Annotated in this window: 13 protein-coding genes; 5 read left to right on the top strand and 8 right to left on the bottom strand. The window is 67.5% G+C overall.

Annotation, left to right across the window (positions count from 1 at the left end; all coding sequences use genetic code 11):
- Positions 1-2 precede the first annotated feature (2 nt).
- From FHS47_RS12120 to dctA, 4 genes are read left to right on the top strand one after another with little or no spacing between them, the layout of a single operon-like run.
- Complete coding sequence (locus tag FHS47_RS12120) at positions 3-725, top strand: PIG-L deacetylase family protein (RefSeq protein ID WP_167028067.1); 723 nt, start codon at positions 3-5, stop codon at positions 723-725.
- Positions 722-1414: a 4-carboxy-4-hydroxy-2-oxoadipate aldolase/oxaloacetate decarboxylase gene (locus FHS47_RS12115; protein ID WP_167028064.1), complete on the top strand. Its 693-nt coding sequence runs from the start codon at positions 722-724 to the stop codon at positions 1412-1414. The genes FHS47_RS12120 and FHS47_RS12115 overlap by 4 nt, the downstream gene beginning before the upstream one ends.
- A 4-nt stretch (positions 1415-1418) precedes the next feature.
- Positions 1419-2291, top strand: a complete 873-nt coding sequence (locus tag FHS47_RS12110) for an amidohydrolase family protein (RefSeq protein ID WP_167028061.1) — start codon at positions 1419-1421, stop codon at positions 2289-2291.
- 18 nt (positions 2292-2309) lie between these two features.
- Complete coding sequence (dctA, locus tag FHS47_RS12105; protein ID WP_167028058.1) at positions 2310-3602, top strand: C4-dicarboxylate transporter DctA; 1293 nt, start codon at positions 2310-2312, stop codon at positions 3600-3602.
- A gap of 24 nt (positions 3603-3626) precedes the next feature.
- On the opposite strand, the gene dusB is transcribed toward dctA, so the two are convergent.
- From dusB to FHS47_RS12085, 4 genes are all read right to left on the bottom strand, one after another.
- Positions 3627-4613 carry a tRNA dihydrouridine synthase DusB gene (dusB, locus tag FHS47_RS12100; RefSeq protein ID WP_167028055.1) on the bottom strand — a complete coding sequence of 329 codons (987 nt, stop codon included), beginning with the start codon at positions 4611-4613 and terminating at the stop codon, positions 3627-3629.
- 702 nt (positions 4614-5315) lie between these two features.
- Positions 5316-6824, bottom strand: coding sequence for a porin (locus tag FHS47_RS12095; RefSeq protein ID WP_208381975.1), 1509 nt, complete (start codon positions 6822-6824; stop codon positions 5316-5318).
- A 14-nt stretch (positions 6825-6838) separates the two neighbouring features.
- Entirely contained in the window at positions 6839-7876 is a 1038-nt protein-coding gene (locus FHS47_RS12090) for an alpha/beta hydrolase (RefSeq protein ID WP_167028052.1), read from the bottom strand.
- Positions 7873-9204: a dicarboxylate/amino acid:cation symporter gene (locus FHS47_RS12085; RefSeq protein ID WP_167030078.1), complete on the bottom strand. Its 1332-nt coding sequence runs from the start codon at positions 9202-9204 to the stop codon at positions 7873-7875. Before FHS47_RS12085 ends, FHS47_RS12090 begins: the two co-directional genes overlap by 4 nt.
- A gap of 112 nt (positions 9205-9316) precedes the next feature.
- Here FHS47_RS12085 and FHS47_RS12080 point away from each other — a divergent pair, with 112 nt between their 5' ends.
- Complete coding sequence (locus FHS47_RS12080; protein ID WP_167028049.1) at positions 9317-11947, top strand: PAS-domain containing protein; 2631 nt, start codon at positions 9317-9319, stop codon at positions 11945-11947.
- On the opposite strand, the gene FHS47_RS12075 is transcribed toward FHS47_RS12080, so the two are convergent.
- From FHS47_RS12075 to FHS47_RS12060, 4 genes are read right to left on the bottom strand one after another with little or no spacing between them, the layout of a single operon-like run.
- Positions 11944-12597, bottom strand: coding sequence for a response regulator transcription factor (locus FHS47_RS12075; protein ID WP_167028046.1), 654 nt, complete (start codon positions 12595-12597; stop codon positions 11944-11946). The two genes, FHS47_RS12080 and FHS47_RS12075, sit on opposite strands and share 4 nt — an antisense overlap.
- A 37-nt stretch (positions 12598-12634) precedes the next feature.
- Entirely contained in the window at positions 12635-13939 is a 1305-nt protein-coding gene (locus FHS47_RS12070) for a S8 family serine peptidase (protein ID WP_167028043.1), read from the bottom strand.
- Positions 13936-14580 (bottom strand): zf-HC2 domain-containing protein, encoded by a 645-nt coding sequence (locus FHS47_RS12065; RefSeq protein WP_167028040.1) that lies wholly within the window; start codon positions 14578-14580, stop codon positions 13936-13938. The genes FHS47_RS12070 and FHS47_RS12065 overlap by 4 nt, the downstream gene beginning before the upstream one ends.
- Positions 14577-15161 (bottom strand): sigma-70 family RNA polymerase sigma factor, encoded by a 585-nt coding sequence (locus tag FHS47_RS12060; RefSeq protein WP_167028037.1) that lies wholly within the window; start codon positions 15159-15161, stop codon positions 14577-14579. Before FHS47_RS12060 ends, FHS47_RS12065 begins: the two co-directional genes overlap by 4 nt.
- Between the last annotated feature and the right edge of the window lie 62 nt (positions 15162-15223).

Below are 15223 nucleotides of genomic sequence, written 5' to 3'. Positions count from 1 at the left end.
CCATGTCCGAACTGAAGACCGCGCTCGTCGTCAGCGCCCATTCCGCCGATTTCGTCTGGCGCGCCGGCGGCGCCATCGCCTTGCACGCCGCGCAGGGCTGGCGCGTGCACATCGTGTGCCTGTCGTTCGGCGAGCGCGGCGAGTCCGCGAAACTGTGGCGCCAGCCCGGCATGACCATCGAAAAGGTGAAGGCCGACCGGCGGGCGGAGGCGCAGGAAGCCGCGGATATCCTCGGCGCCACTGTGGAATTCCTCGATATCGGCGACTACCCGATGCGCGCCGACCTGGACGTGGTGTTCCACCTCGCCGAGGTCTACCGCAAACTGCGCCCGTCGTTCGTGCTCAGCCATTCGCTGAAAGACCCATACAACTTCGACCATCCCCTCGCAACGCATGTCGCCCAGGAGGCTCGCGTCGTTGCGCAGGCGCACGGCCATGAGCCGCTGGTACCGGTAATCGGCGCGCCGCCGGTGTTCCTGTTCGAGCCGCACCAGCCGGAGCAGTGCGAATGGAAGCCGGAACTGTTCCTCGACATCTCGCCGGTGTGGGAAAAGAAGCGCGCCGCATTCGAGACCATGCGGGCGCAGGAACACCTCTGGGAGTACTACACGCGGGTAGGCCTGCAGCGCGGCGCGCAGGCCACGCGTAATTCGGACTTCAAGATTACCTACGCGGAAGCGTTCCAGCGCGTGTTCCCGCACGTGACGCAGGGGACGCTCGCATGATCGGGGTCGTCGTTCGCAACCGGCCCACGCTCGGGGCGGAGCAGGCGGGTATCCTCGCCGCGCTCGGGGTCGCCACCGTGCACGAGGCACAGGGACGCACGGGCCTCTTCCTGCCGGGTATCGCGCCGATCCAGCAGGATCGCGCGATCGCGGGCGCGGCGGTCACCGTGCTGGCGCAGCCGGGCGACAACTGGATGCTGCACGTTGCCGTGGAGCAGTGCCGCCCGGGCGACGTGCTGGTGGTGGCCTGCACCACGGAGAACAAGGACGGCATGTTCGGCGATCTTCTCGCCACCTCCTTGATGGCACGCGGCGTGGCCGGCCTGGTGATCGACGCCGGCGTGCGCGACAGCGCGGAACTCCGCCGGATGGGCTTTCCCGTCTGGGCCCGAGCCGTGCATGCGCGCGGCACCGTGAAGGCCACGTTGGGCTCGGTCAACGTGCCGGTGGTGATCGGCGGCCAGTGGGTGAAAGCCGGCGACGCCATCGTGGCCGACGACGACGGTGTGGTGGTGGTGCCCCACGCCACCGTGGACGACGCCATTGCTGCCGCCCAGATGCGCATGCTCAACGAAGAAGGAAAGCGCAGGCGCCTTGCGGCAGGCGAGTTGGGCCTCGACATCTATGAGATGCGTCCGAAGCTCGCCGCCGCCGGTCTGCGCTACCTCGACGAACTTCCCAACGAGTGATCCGATGAAGTCCTGCCTTCCCCCCGATCCCCATCCCACCAGGCCGCAGCACGCGCTCCCGCCGCTGGCCTGCGACGCGCATTGCCATGTGTTCGGCCCGGCGGACCGCTTCCCCTACGCCGCTGACCGCAGCTACACCCCACCGGACGCGCCTTACGAACATCTTGCCGCGCTGCACGACTTCCTGGGCATCGACCGTGGCGTGATCGTGCAGGCGAGTTGCCACGGTACCGACAACACGGCCATGCTCGACGCGATCGCGCGGGGCGGCGGCCGCTACCGCGGCGTGGCTATTGTGGACGACGGCATCGACGACAAGGGCCTGGAGACGCTGGACCGTGGCGGCGTGCGCGGTGTGCGCTTCAACTTCGTGCAACACCTGGGCGGCCGCCCGGACATGGATGTGTTCTGGCGCGTGCTCGACAAGGTGGCCGACATGGGTTGGCACGTGGTGCTGCACCTCGACGCCAACGACATCGTGGAACTGAACGACGACGTGCTCGCAAGGATTCGCGTTCCCTTCGTCATCGACCATATGGGACGTGTGCAGGCCGCCAAGGGCCTGGAACAGGAACCCTTTCGCCTCCTGCTGGCACTCATGCGGGACAATCCGCTGGCCTGGGTCAAGGTATGCGGCGCGGAGCGCGTCTCTGTCGGCAAGAGACCGTTCGACGATGCCATTCCGTTCGCCGCCGCGCTCATCCAGGCCGCGCCCGATCGCGTGCTGTGGGGTACGGATTTCCCGCATCCGAACATCTCGAAGGACATGCCGAACGACGGCGGACTCGTCGACCTGATGTTCCGCTTCTGCCCGGACGAAACCTTGCGCAAGCGCCTGCTCGTCGACAATCCGGCGCGCCTGTACGACTTCGCCTGAATCACCCACGAGAATCCCATGTCCGATATCGCCGCCACCGTTCCCTCGTCGCAGAAGCCACGCAAGCCGTTCTACCGGCAGCTTTATGTGCAGGTGCTGGTGGCGGTGGTGATCGGCGTGATACTCGGTTACCTGTCGCCCCGGTACGCAGTGGCGATGAAGCCGCTGGGCGACGGTTTCATCGCACTCATCAAAATGGTGATCGGGCCGATCATCTTCTGCACGGTAGTGACGGGCATCGCCGGCATGCGCGACATGCGCAAGGTGGGCCGCGTAGGCGGCAAGGCGCTGCTGTACTTCGAGATGATCTCCACCCTTGCCTTGTTCTTCGGTCTGCTGGCCGGACATGTGTTCCATCCCGGCAGCGGATTCGACGTGGACCCGGGAACCCTGAAGGCCGGCGAGGTGGGCAACCTCGTCGCCCAGGGCCACAACATCGAATCGATCGGTTTCCTGCTCTCGATCATACCGTCGACGTTCGTGAGCGCCTTCGCAAAGGGAGACGTGCTTTCGATCCTGCTTATCTCCGTGCTCTTCGGCTGCGCGCTTGCTTCCGTGGGCGACCGTGGCAAGCCGGTATATGACGTGATAGAAGCAGGCGCGCAGGTGTTCTTCAAGATCGTGCACTACATCACGGCGGTGTCGTCCATCGGCGCGTTCGGGGCCATGGCCTTCACCATCGGCAAATACGGCGTGGTGTCGCTCGTGCCGCTGATGGAGCTGATCGGCAGCTTCTACCTGGTCTGCGTGATCTTCGTCGTCGTGGTGCTCGGCGTGGTGGCACGCATCGCGGGTTTCAGCATCCTGCGCTTCTGCGCGTACATCAAGGACGAGCTGCTGATCGTGCTCGGCACCAGCTCGTCGGAAGTGGTACTGGCGCCGCTGATGCGGAAGATGGAAGCCCTGGGTTGCCCGAAAGAGACGGTGGGCCTCGTGGTGCCGACAGGCTATTCGTTCAATCTGGACGGCACGAACATCTACCTCACGATGGCGATACTGTTCATCGCCCAGGCGCTGAACATCCCGCTCACGCTGGGGCAGCAGATCACGGTGGCGATCGTGGGCATGTTGACATCGAAAGGCGCAAGCGGCGTCGCGGGGGCGGCACTGGTCATGTTGGCTTCCACCCTGAGCGTGGTGCCCGTCGTTCCGGTGGCGGGCATGGTGCTGATCCTGGGCGTCCACCGTTTCCTCGGCACGGGCCTCGCGATGACGAATCTTGTGGGCAATGGCGTGGCGGCGATCGTTATTTCGGCATGGGAGCACGAACTCGACCGCCCCAAGATGGCGGCGGTATTGAAAGCTGCCTAGGGCGCAGGACGCCTGCCGTCCCGTTCAAGCGGCCAGCGAAACGCCCGCTTCCAGTGCGTCGAAGTACTCGCGCGTAAGCCGCAGTTGCGTGGCGGCGTCCTCGGCCTTGTTCACCACGTGCCGGAACGCCGCGTTCTCGGGCCGGTCCTTTGCGTACCACCCGAGGTGCTTGCGCGCGATGCGCACGCCCATCGTCTCGCCGTAGAAGGCGTAGAGGTGTTCGAGGTGGCCGGTGAGGATGTCGCCCACTTCGGCGGGCGTGGGTTCCGGGAGGAAACCGCCGGTTTCCAGGTGATGGGCGATCTCGCGGAATATCCACGGGCGGCCCTGGGCGCCGCGGCCGATCATGACGGCGTCGGCACCCGTGATGCGCAGCACTTCGCGTGCCTTTGCCGGGTCGGCGATGTCGCCGTTGGCGAGCACGGGAATGGAGACGCTGGCCTTCACCGCCGCGATGGTCGCGTATTCGGCTTCCCCCTCGTACTTGTCGGCGCGCGTGCGCCCGTGCACCGACAGGGCGGCGATACCCGCGTCCTCGGCGATGCGCGCGATGCTCAGTGCGTTGCGATGCTCGCGATCCCAGCCTGTGCGGATCTTCAGCGTGACGGGCACGTCCACCGCTTTCACCACCGCGTGGAGAATGCGCGCCACCAGGGGTTCGTCCTGGAGCAGGGCGGAGCCGGACCACACGTTGCACACCTTCTTGGCGGGGCAACCCATGTTGATGTCGACGATCTGCGCGCCGTTGTCGGCGTTGTATCGCGCAGCCTCGGCGAGCATGCCCGGATCGTAGCCCGCGATCTGCACGCTCACCGGTTCGGGCTCGCCGTCGTGGTCCATGCGCCGCAGCGACTTGCGCGTGTTCCACAGCCGCGGATCGGCCGTGGTCATCTCGGACACTGCAAGCCCGGCCCCCATGCGCTTGCACAGGAGACGGAACGGCTTGTCGGTGACGCCGGCCATGGGCGCGAGCACCACGGCAGGGGAGATGGTGTAAGGACCGATTTTCATGGTGTCCGGATTGGAATTCGGCCCGTTATCCGCGGCCGACGAGGGTCCTACAAAGGTACCGTCTCTGGCCGCCGGTTACCATGCCTTTCAACGTAACGACTTGATCGAACTGGATAATGGGATGCGTTGTGATGCCGCGTGCGTTCCCGTGCAGGAAGCGCAGGCTCCGATTCGACGTCTCCAGATTCGACAGACTTGTCGTGGCAAAGCGCTTTGCGTCGCAGCGTCGACGCACGGGCGGTGCGGTGGCGTGGTGGGAGAGCCGCAGGCGTCAATGTAGCTACCTGCGCGAGCGATGCTTGAGATGTCACACGGTGTCTCGACAAGAGACCGTCCGGCGTCATGAAAGGCCTGGCCGAGGTTCGCGAGGTGTGGTGAGGCGATGCTGTCCCGCTCGCAGCGGCTGCCGTCTTCGGCCGTGTCGGCTCTCCCGACACGCCACCTCATGTATCGGGAGAGTCTTCGGTGTCCACCCTCGAGGCGAGTTCCGCACAAGAGAGCGGCCGAAGGCCATATAGGTACACGGGCCGCGCAAGCGGCCCCTCCTTTCCGAACGCGGAGGACCTGTCTGAGCAGCGAGGGTGGACACCGAAGGCTCTGGCCTCACAGCCCCGAGCCAACGGCGGCGCCAGCCACTAAGCACATGCATTCGCCTCGGCGAATGAACCTTCTGGCAGCGTCCCCAGCAATTCGGCGAAGAAGCTAGAAAACGACCTGCGCGCGCATGGACAGGGTGTTCCCGGCATCCGGCCCCTGGAAGCTACCCACCTTGTTGTCGGTGTTCCAGTGCACGTAGTTGAGCATCAGGCGTGACCAGTCGTTGAGATACCAGTTGAGGCCCAGCGTGTAGCTCTTGCCCTTGCCGCCGCGGGGCGCGTCGGCATAGTCGTAGTGGTCGACGCGGCCGGCCAGCTCGAACGCGCCCCAGCCACCGGAGGTGACCGGGTCGTTCACCTTCACGGCCTTCCAACTGCCCGAGCGTTGCGAGAAGCCCGGTGCTTCGCCCGTGATCATCCAGCCCGCCGCGAACGACGAGCCGTGACGGCTCACCGAATCGGCCGTGCTGGAGTCGATGGTGCGCTTGCCGTACTCGTTCACCATCCAGAAATTCCGGTACACGCCGCCGAGCTCGAAACCCTTGCCGCGGTCCTGCGTCGGGTTGGCGATCGAGCTGGCGGAGACCGCGAGGTTGTCGTTGTAGTCGGCGGCGATGGACGGCGTGTTGTTGATGCTGGTGACGCCATCGCTGATCTTCTCGTAGTAGTACCAGCCACCTAAGTGGAGGAAGCCATCGGCGCCCTTGATGGGGTTCCAGTGCGCGCGCGTAAGGTACGTGGTGCTGTCGGTGCTCGAGCCCGATGTGGAGCTGTTCGGCGAGTTGCCGTTGATGGACAGGCTGACATGCCAGCCGTTGCCCCACATGCGCATCTGGCCGCCCATGCCGAAGTAGCTGACCACCGGCTGGCCCACGGCCGTCGCGGCGTTGCGCAGCATGAAGGGTACGCGTGCGGATTCCGACGAGCCTTCGGTCCCCAGATCTTTCAGGAAGTTGCCGAGGTAGAACTTGGTGCGGTTGCCGAATACCTGCGTGGTGTAGGTGAGGTAGGTCTGGCGCAGCGCCACTTCGTTGTCCGCGAAGTCGGCCTCCACGTGGTAGCCGAGCGCACCGATGGTGCCTTCGCCCCCCAGGCGCGCGCTGGTGATCTGCGAACCGGTGATGTTGCGCGCTTCGTAGCTCGAGCCCGAGGTGCGGCTCACGTCGAACAGCAGGCGGCCGTCGGGTTTGAAGGTGAAGAAACCATCGTCGCTGCGGAACGTGGGGCCGGCTTCGCCGCCGCGGCCCCAGCGAGCGCCGGAACCGCCGCCGGCGGTCTTGCCACCGGTGCCGCGGGCCATGGCGACGGCCATCTCGCTTTCGCGCGTATCCGCGATGGCGTTGCTGACCTGGGCATCGCGGCGGACGTCTTCATCGGTGGCCGAGGCGGTGTTCGATGGCGCGCTGGCCGCTTGCGTGGACGCGATCGCGGCGGGCGCGGCGTGGCCTTCCACCGCGGAGAGTCGCTGCTTAAGCTCCTTGATCTCGGCGGCCTGCGCCTTGATCAGCTTGAGCAGTTCGGCGTTGGTGACTTCCTGCGCGGCGAGGGCCGGCATGGCCGTACCGGCGAACAGCACGGCGGCCAGCGCCGGGTAAAGGCGGGACTTGATGGTCATGGTGGTATCCCCGCTCAGTTGTCGTCGTCGTTGCCGGCATCGTCGGATGACGCGGCTGGCGTGGTCGGCATGGCCGGCGTGGCGGCGGGGTTGGCGAACGGGCTGGCATCCGCGGTGCTGAAGAAACCCTGGCGGCGTGCCCAGGCGGCGAACAGGCGTGGCCATGCCGATGGCGCGCTGCCCGGATCGCCCAGGCCCCAGCCATGGCCGCCCTTGTCGAACACGTGCAGTTCACTGTCCACGTTGTTCTTGCGCAGCGCATCGAACATCACGAGGCTGTTGCCGATGTTCGCGATGGGGTCATCCGCTGCCTGGGCGAGGAAGGTGGGCGGCGTGTCGTGCGTCACGTGCAGTTCGACCGAATAGGCCTGCACGGCATCGCTTTGCGTCGACAGCTCGCGGAACGAGCGCGTGGTGTCGTAGGGCTTCTGCAGCGAGACGACGGGATAGATGAGGCCCGCGAAATCCGGGCGGGCCGAGAGCTTGTCGCTGGCATCCACCGCCGGGTACAACGCGTCGGCGAAGCGCGTCTCTGCGATACCGGCGAGGTTGCCGCCCGCGGAGAAGCCCAGTACGCCCACGCGCTTCGGGTCGATGCCCAGCTCCGGCGCATGCGCGCGGACGAGGCGGATGGCGCGCTGCGCATCCTGGAACGGCGCGACGGCCGGCCAGCGGTCGGCTGGCAGGCGGTAGTACAGCACCACGGGCGTCACGCCCAGCGCGGCGAGCCAGCGGGCCGTCGGAATCACTTCGTGGCCAATGCCGATGCGGAAGTAGCCGCCGCCACCGAGAAGCACCACGGCGGCACCGTTCGGGTTGGCGGGCCTGTACACCTCGATGCGCGGCTTGCTCACGTTGGAGACCGCCCCCACGCCCGTGCCGGTCTGGCCGATGCGTTCGGGGCCGCTCGGGCCGCCACCGCCGGGCGGCGTGTCCGGCCATAGATCGTACGAGACCGGCTTGCCGGACTGCGGCGCGGGTTGCGCCTGCAAGGCACCGGTGCTGGCAAGGGCGACGGCGGCTGCAAGCAGCGCGGCGCGAAGGAGGTTCATGGCTGTTTCCCCTGGGTGGCGACAATCGACGGCGTGCCGCTCTCTCCGGCACGGTTGGCAAGGGCATCGCTGAGCGCGGCGCGGTCCAGTGCGCCCTCCCAGCGGGCGACCACGATGGTGGCCACGGCATTGCCCACGAAATTAGTAAGCGAGCGGCACTCACTCATGAAACGGTCGACGCCGAGGATCAGCGCCATGCCCGCGACCGGCAGCGAAGGCACGACCGACAGGGTGGCGGCGAGCGTGACGAAGCCCGCGCCGGTGACGCCGGCCGCGCCCTTCGAACTCACCATGGCCACGAGCAGCAAGGCCACCTGTTCGCCCAGCGTCAGCGGCGTGTTGGTGGCCTGCGCGATGAACAGCGCGGCCAGCGTCATGTAGATGTTGGTGCCGTCGAGATTGAACGAGTAGCCGGTGGGCACGACGAGGCCGACGACGGACTTGTCGCAGCCCGCGCGCTCCATCTTTTCCATCAGGGAGGGCAGGGCGGCTTCCGACGACGACGTGCCGAGCACGAGCAGCAGCTCGTCCTTCAGGTAGCGCAGCAGATGGAAGATCGAGAAGCCCGTGAGGCGCGCCACACTGCCTAAGATGACGAGCACGAACAGCAGCGCGGTGACGTAGAACGTCGCGACCAGGTACATCAGGTTCGACAGCGATCCGATCCCGTAGCGGCCAATGGTGAAGGCGATGGCGCCGAACGCCCCGATGGGCGCGGCCTTCATCAACAGGTGCACCAGCTTGAACACGGGCGCTGTCAGTGCTTCGAAGAAGGCCACCACCGGCTTCGCGCGCTCGCCGGCCAGCGTCAACGAGATGCCGAACAGCACCGCGAACAGCAGCACCTGCAGGATGTTGCCCGAGGTGAAGGCGCCCACCACCGTGTCGGGGATGATGTCGAGGAGGAAGTGCGTGAGCGTCATGTCGTGCGCCTTGGAGGCGTACGCGGCGATCTCCCCGGTGGAGAGCGACGCCGGATCGATGTCGAGGCCGGCCCCCGGCTGCACCACGTTCGCCACGACCATGCCGACGACGAGAGCCAGCGTGGAGAACACGAGGAAGTACACCATCGCCTTCAGCACCACGCGACCCACGGCGTTGAGGTGTGGCATGCCGGCGATACCGGTGACCACGGTGAGGAAGATCACCGGGGCGATCACCATTTTCACCAGCTTGATGAACGCGTCGCCCAGCGGCTTGAGCTGCTCGGCGAAGGCGGGCGCGAAGTGGCCGAGCAGCGCGCCGCAGGCGATCGCCACCAGCACCTGCGCATAGGTCTGGCGGTAGAAGGGGACCGGGGCGGTGGGGGTGGTGTCCTGCACGTGCATTGCGGGCGTCGGCTGGCGGTAGGGGTATGCTTTGTAGCCCGCACCGGCCGCAAACCCCATAGCACATTCCGGCTAGGTGCCCGCCGGCCATGCGACGATATCTCCTCACACCATGGCCCGACCTCGCTCATTCCGCGCCCTTTGGTTCCTCGTGCTCCTGCTGCTGGTGGCGGGCAGCGCAGCGCTGGGCGGGTGGTATGCGTGGCGGCGGGCGCTGGGAGCCATCGGCGAACAGGCCGGCGATCGCCTGCACCTGCATGCCCTGGCCGTGCAGCGCCTTATCGACCGTTATCGCGTGTTGCCCCGCGTGCTGGCGCTCGATCCGGAGCTCAAGGCGGCCCTCGAAGGATCGCCGGGAGCGGTCGATGCCGCCGCCCTCAATGCCAAGCTCGACCGCGCCAACGATGCCGTGCGCGCCTCGACGCTGACGCTGCTCGACCGCCACGGCCGCGCCCTGGCCGCCAACAACTGGAACACCCCGGAGAGCAACGTCGGGCTCGACTACGCGTTCCGTCCGTATTTTCGGGACGCCATGCGCGATGGCCACGCCATGTTCTACGCGCTGGGCGTCTCCACCAATGTGCCGGGCTACTTCATCGCCCAGGCCGTGGACGACGACGCGGGCCATCACATCGGCGTGGTGGTGCTCAAGATCTCGCTCGATGCCTTGCAGCAAGACTGGGCGCGGGGCGGCGATGTGGTGTTCCTCTCCGATGCGCACAACGTCGTCTTCCTCGCGAACCGCCCGGAGTGGGTGTACCGCGTGCTCTACCCCCTGTCGCCCGCCGATGCCGCCTCCATCGCGAGCACGCGCCAGTACGGAACGCGGCCGCTGCAGCCCATGGACTGGAACGTGCTGGGATCACCGGTCGGCGGGACCTTGTGGGTGCGCATGATCTCGCCCGGGCTCAACCACGACACCATGTGGCGCTCGCTGGCCATGCCGAAGCAGGCGTGGACGTTGCACCTGCTCGCAGATACCCGCCCCGCCGCCGCCGCGGCGCGCAACGCCGTGTTCGCCGTGCTGGCGGCGTGGCTGCCCTTGGTGCTTCTTGGCATGTTCCTGCAGCAGCGGGTGCGCATGGCCCGCCTGCGTCAGCGCAGCCGCGAAGAGCTGGAACGGATGGTGGCGCACCATGCATCGGCGCTGCGCTCCGCCCAGGACAGCATCGTGGCCGCCGCCAATGAGGCCGCCCAGGGCGGCCACGGCAGCCTTGAGCATCTCCCGCAGGGCGTGAGTGTCGTCGATGCCGAGCTGCGCCTTGTGGCGTGGAACTCGCGCTACCAGAAGATATTCGGCTTTCCGGACGAGTATATGCAGGTGGGACGTCCCATCGAGGACATGTTCCGCTTCAACGCCCGCCGCGGTCTCTTGGGGCCGGGCGATACCGACGAGGCGATCGAACGCCGCCTGCAATACCTCCGCGCCGGCAGCCCGCACATGTACGAGCGCGAGCGCCCCGACGGCACCACGCTGGAGATCCGCGGCAACCCCCTGCCGGATGGCGGCTTCGTCACCAGCTATGCCGACATCACCGCATACAAGGCCGCCGCACGCGAGCTGCGCAGCCTGGCGTCGTCGCTGGAACGCCGCGTGGAAGAGCGCACCCGCGACCTGATCGAAGCCAAGGCCGAGGCCGACAAGGCCAACCGTTCGAAGACGCGCTTCGTCGCCGCGGCGGTGCACGACCTGCTGCAGCCGCTGAACGCCGCACGCATGTTCATCGGCAGCCTCGCTTCGCGTCGGCTGGATGCCGAAGGTCGCGAGCTCGTCGAACGCGTGCGCAGCGCGCTGGATACGCAGGACGAGCTGCTGGCCAGCCTGCTCGACATCTCGCGGTTGGAAGGCGGCGCGGTGGCGCCGCGGTTCGCCGCCGTGCCGCTGGACCCCTTGCTGCGCGAGTTGGCGCGTCAGTCGTCCGTGCTGGCTTCCACCCGTGGCCTTTCGTTGCACTATGTGGGCACGACGCTGACCGTGCACAGCGATGCGCTGCTGCTCCGCCGCGTGCTGCAAAACTTCCTCAGCAACGCCATCCATTACACGCCACGCGGCCGCGTGATGGTCGGCGTGCGCCGCGCCGAAGGGCAGGCGCGCATCGAGGTGTGGGACACCGGCGTGGGCATCCCGGAGGCGAAAACGCGGGCCATCTTCGACGAGTTCCTTCGCCTGGACAACGGCGTGGACCGCGACCGGCGCAGCGCGGGGTTGGGGCTTTCCATCGTCGACCGCATCGCGAGATTGCTGGGGGCGACGGTGGCCGTGCGGTCATGGGAAGGGCGTGGCAGCGTGTTCTCGATTGCGCTGCCGCTGGCCGATGTCGGCGCGGCGGTGCCCGTGCATGCGGCGCCGAACGAGGACGACTCCCCGTTTGTCGGCAAGCGCGTCCTCGTCATCGACAACGACCCTGTCACGCGTCGCCAGGCCATGGACCTGCTGGCGGGTTGGGGCTGCGACGTGCAGGGCGTCGGCAGCGAGCGTGGCGCGCTGCGCTACGCCGAAACGGACGATGCCCCCGCGCTGATCCTCATGGACGACCCGCTCGACGGCCGCGAGGGCGATGCCTTGCGTGCGGCCATGGCATCGCGATGGGGTGCCCTGCCGCCCACCGTGCTGATGGCGGCATCGCCGCGCCAGGCCGATATCGAACGTGCCACGGCGCAGGGCCTGCGTTATCTCGTGAAGCCGCTGGCACCCGCGCGACTGCGCGCCGTGATGACGCGATTGCTCATGGTGGCCGGCTAGCCCGGGTGCGAACCCTCGACACCTTCTTCAAGGTCCAGCGACTTCACCAGAACGGCGGCCTGTGTGCGCGAGCGGCATTCCAGCTTAGACAGCACGGCGGTGACATGGATCTTCACCGTGTTTTCCGCCAGGCCGAGTTCCGAGGCGATCTGCTTGTTGAGCAGGCCCTCGGCCAGCAGCATCAGCACACGGAACTGCTGCGGCGTAAGGCTGGCCAGGCGCGCCGCGAGTTTCGCGTCGTCCTCGCTGCACTCGGAGCGCGCTCCGATGAAGGCTGTTCCGCCTCCCATCACCGTCTGCACCGCATCGCGCAGCACATCCGCCGGTGCCGATTTCGACACGAAGCCCGCTGCGCCAAACTGCTGCGCGCGGCGCACGTTGCGCGGGTGGTCGTTCGACGACACCACCAGCACCGGAATATCGGGGTGCTCGCCACGCAGCCACAGCAGGGAAGAAAATCCCATCGCGCCGGGCATGGTCAGGTCCAGGAGCACCATGTCGACGCGTTCGCCCTTGGCGAGCACAGCTTCCATCGCGCTATGGCTACCGGCCTCCAGCGCCTTGCCATCCACGAGCAGCGCGGCCAGCGCATGGAGCAGCGCCCCGCGGAACATGGGGTGATCGTCGGCGATGAGGAGGGTAAGAGGCATGGGGCGCAGTGTAGCCCGTAGCTCCGGCGCCTTGGTTTTACGGGTTTCTGCGCTCCGCGCCCAGCGCAGCCACCGCAGCGGCCGCGTCCACCTCGAGCATGCCGTGGGTGACGCTGCTGGTGCGCAGGAGGATGTCGCGGGCCTTGGCCGCATCCAGTCGCGGCGAGATGGATAGGAGGAGGGCGAGAATGCCGCTCACATGGGCAGCGGCCATGGACGAGCCGGAGGAGAAATCGTAACCGCCGCCGGGTTGCGTGGTGAGGATGTCCTTGCCCGGTGCGCTCAGGATGCCCGGTGCGGCGGGTGCCGTGTCGCTCGAGCGCACGACGAGCACGCCGGGCGCGTTGTCGGGAAAACCGCCGGTGCCGCCGCCGGGCGGCATCGCGGCCACGACGATCCGGCCACGCTCCAGCAGTTGTGCGAGCAGCTTGCCCAGCAGGGGATCCGCGGGGCCGCCGAGGCTCAAGTTCACAATGCGGGCGTCGGTGTCGTTCACCGCGGCGAGGGCCTTGGCGAGAGTGAACGAATTGCAGCGCGCACCCTTGTCCGGTTGGGGATACCAGCAGGCCTTGTATACGCTGATGCGCGCCTTCGGCGCCATGCCGACCATGCCCTGATGGTTGTCGCCTTCGGCGGCGATGATGCCGGCTACCTCGGTGCCGTGGCGGTCACCGTTGTAACTTGCCGCGTCGCCGTCCACCGCGTCGCCGGCATCGCGTACGTGGTCACGCAGGTCGGGGTGGCTCATGTCCGCGCCGGTGTCGACGACGGCCACGTGCACGCCGTCGCCCTGGGTGACCGTATGGGCTACGGCCGCACGGGTTTCGACGAAGCCACGCTGAAGGTCCGTGTACGGGTCGTTGTAGCGGCGACCCTCCGTTTGCCCGTTATCCGCTTCGCCGTAGACGGTGTAATCCTGAAGCGGCTGGGCCAGTTGCACGCGGGTATCGGCGGCAAGCCGGGCGATCAGTGCGTCGCGGTCCACGCCGGGCGGCGGTTGCATCACCACGCAATACAGGCCCAGGGCCTTGATCGGCCAGCCGGTGATCGTGCGCACGCCGTACGCTTTTTCGATGTCCGCGAGCGCCGATGCCGCGCGCTGTCCCGAGCTGTAATTCGCCGCGGGGGTGTAGCCGAGCAGGTTCGAGCCGGCGTGGGTCGGGGCGGGTTCCAGCGGATTCGCCACAGCCAGGACGATGTCGCGACCGCTGTCCATGGTGGCCACACCGCCCACCGGTGCGGTGGAAGCCGCCGGCTTACCCGCCAGCGCGCGCGTCGGTGCGCAGCCCGCGAGAGCGGGCACAAGCAGGCACGCTACGATGACGGCCAGCAGACGCTTCATGGTGCTCCGGCGACTCGCTCCGCGAAGCGAATGCCCTGCGTGCCCCGCAGGCGCTGCAACGTTTCGTCCGATGCCGGTTTGCCGTCCTCCTGGACCAGCGTGTACGCACCGACGTCGTTCGGACCGCCTGCCACGCGCAGATGCAGGCTCTGCAACAGCTGGTTCCACTCGGCTACTTTCATCGCGGCCTGAGGTACCACGCGCAACGAGCCGGCGGCCGCGGGGGCTTCGTCCTGGCTGCTCAGCGTGCGGTAGACAGGGGCGGGCGGCGCTTCGCCGCGCAGCTTCACGCCCAGCACGCCGATGCCGACGGCCTGCACCAGCACCGCGGCAGCCAGGGCGCGCACGAGCCAGCCCGAAGAAACACGGCGGCGCGCCACGGGCGGCCGCGCCTCCTCTTCGTCGAGGCGGGCCATCAAGCGGGCAAGCCCCGCATCTGCGTCGAGCGGAAGATCGGACGGCAGGGACAGGGCTTCGCGCAGGCGTTCCTGCTGCGCGAATTCCTCGCGGCAGCCATGGCAGCCGGCGAGGTGCGCCCGCAGCCAGTCGTCCTGCGTGGCGGGAGCATCGCCCCGCAATACCCAGGGCATCGCTTCCCAGGCTCGTGTGCAATCCCTGCCGGCATCCTTCTGGAGGGTCATGGCGCATTCTCTCTGTGTATGTTTCGCTCGCCGGCAAGGCCGGGAAGCACGTTGCGCAGCTTCACGCGCGCGTGGAAAAGGCGAGCCTTCACCGTGCCCACCGGGCAGCCCATGATGGTCGCCACGTCGTCCAGTGTGTGGCCCACGCCGTAGACGAGTTCCACCACCACGCGCTGGTCGGCCGAGAGTCTTTCCAGACCCTTGCCCAGCCAGTCGCGCATCACGCGGTCGTCGTCGGGGTCGTGCGAAGGCGTGCGGTCCTCGGGCAGGCTGTCCTCGTCCACCGGCTCGCTGCCGTGCTGGCGCAGTGCCTTCAGGCCGCAGCGGTATGCGATGCCCATGATCCACGTGGACACCCGGGATTCGCCCTGGAAGGTGCCGGCTTTCTGCCAGGCGATCCAGAAACAGTCGTTGATGGCTTCCTCGACGACATCGGCGCGCCGGGTAATGCGCGACAGGAACCGGCAGAGCCGTCCGTGGTAAGCGCGGTACATCACGGAGAGCGCAGCCCGGTCGCCCTCCGCCATGCGCCGCAGCAGCTGGCGATCTGTCGCGTCGGCCTGGTTGTCGGCGTCGCTCATGGGCGTGGCTCGTGGGTTCGCATGACTCTTGGGTGCCGAGCGGGACGCAAAAGGTTGCCCCC

The organism is Luteibacter sp. SG786 (assembly GCF_011759605.1).
Lineage (GTDB): Bacteria > Pseudomonadota > Gammaproteobacteria > Xanthomonadales > Rhodanobacteraceae > Luteibacter.
The sequence above is the reverse complement of the archived record's forward strand: the minus strand, read 5'-3'. Positions and strand labels throughout refer to the sequence as shown.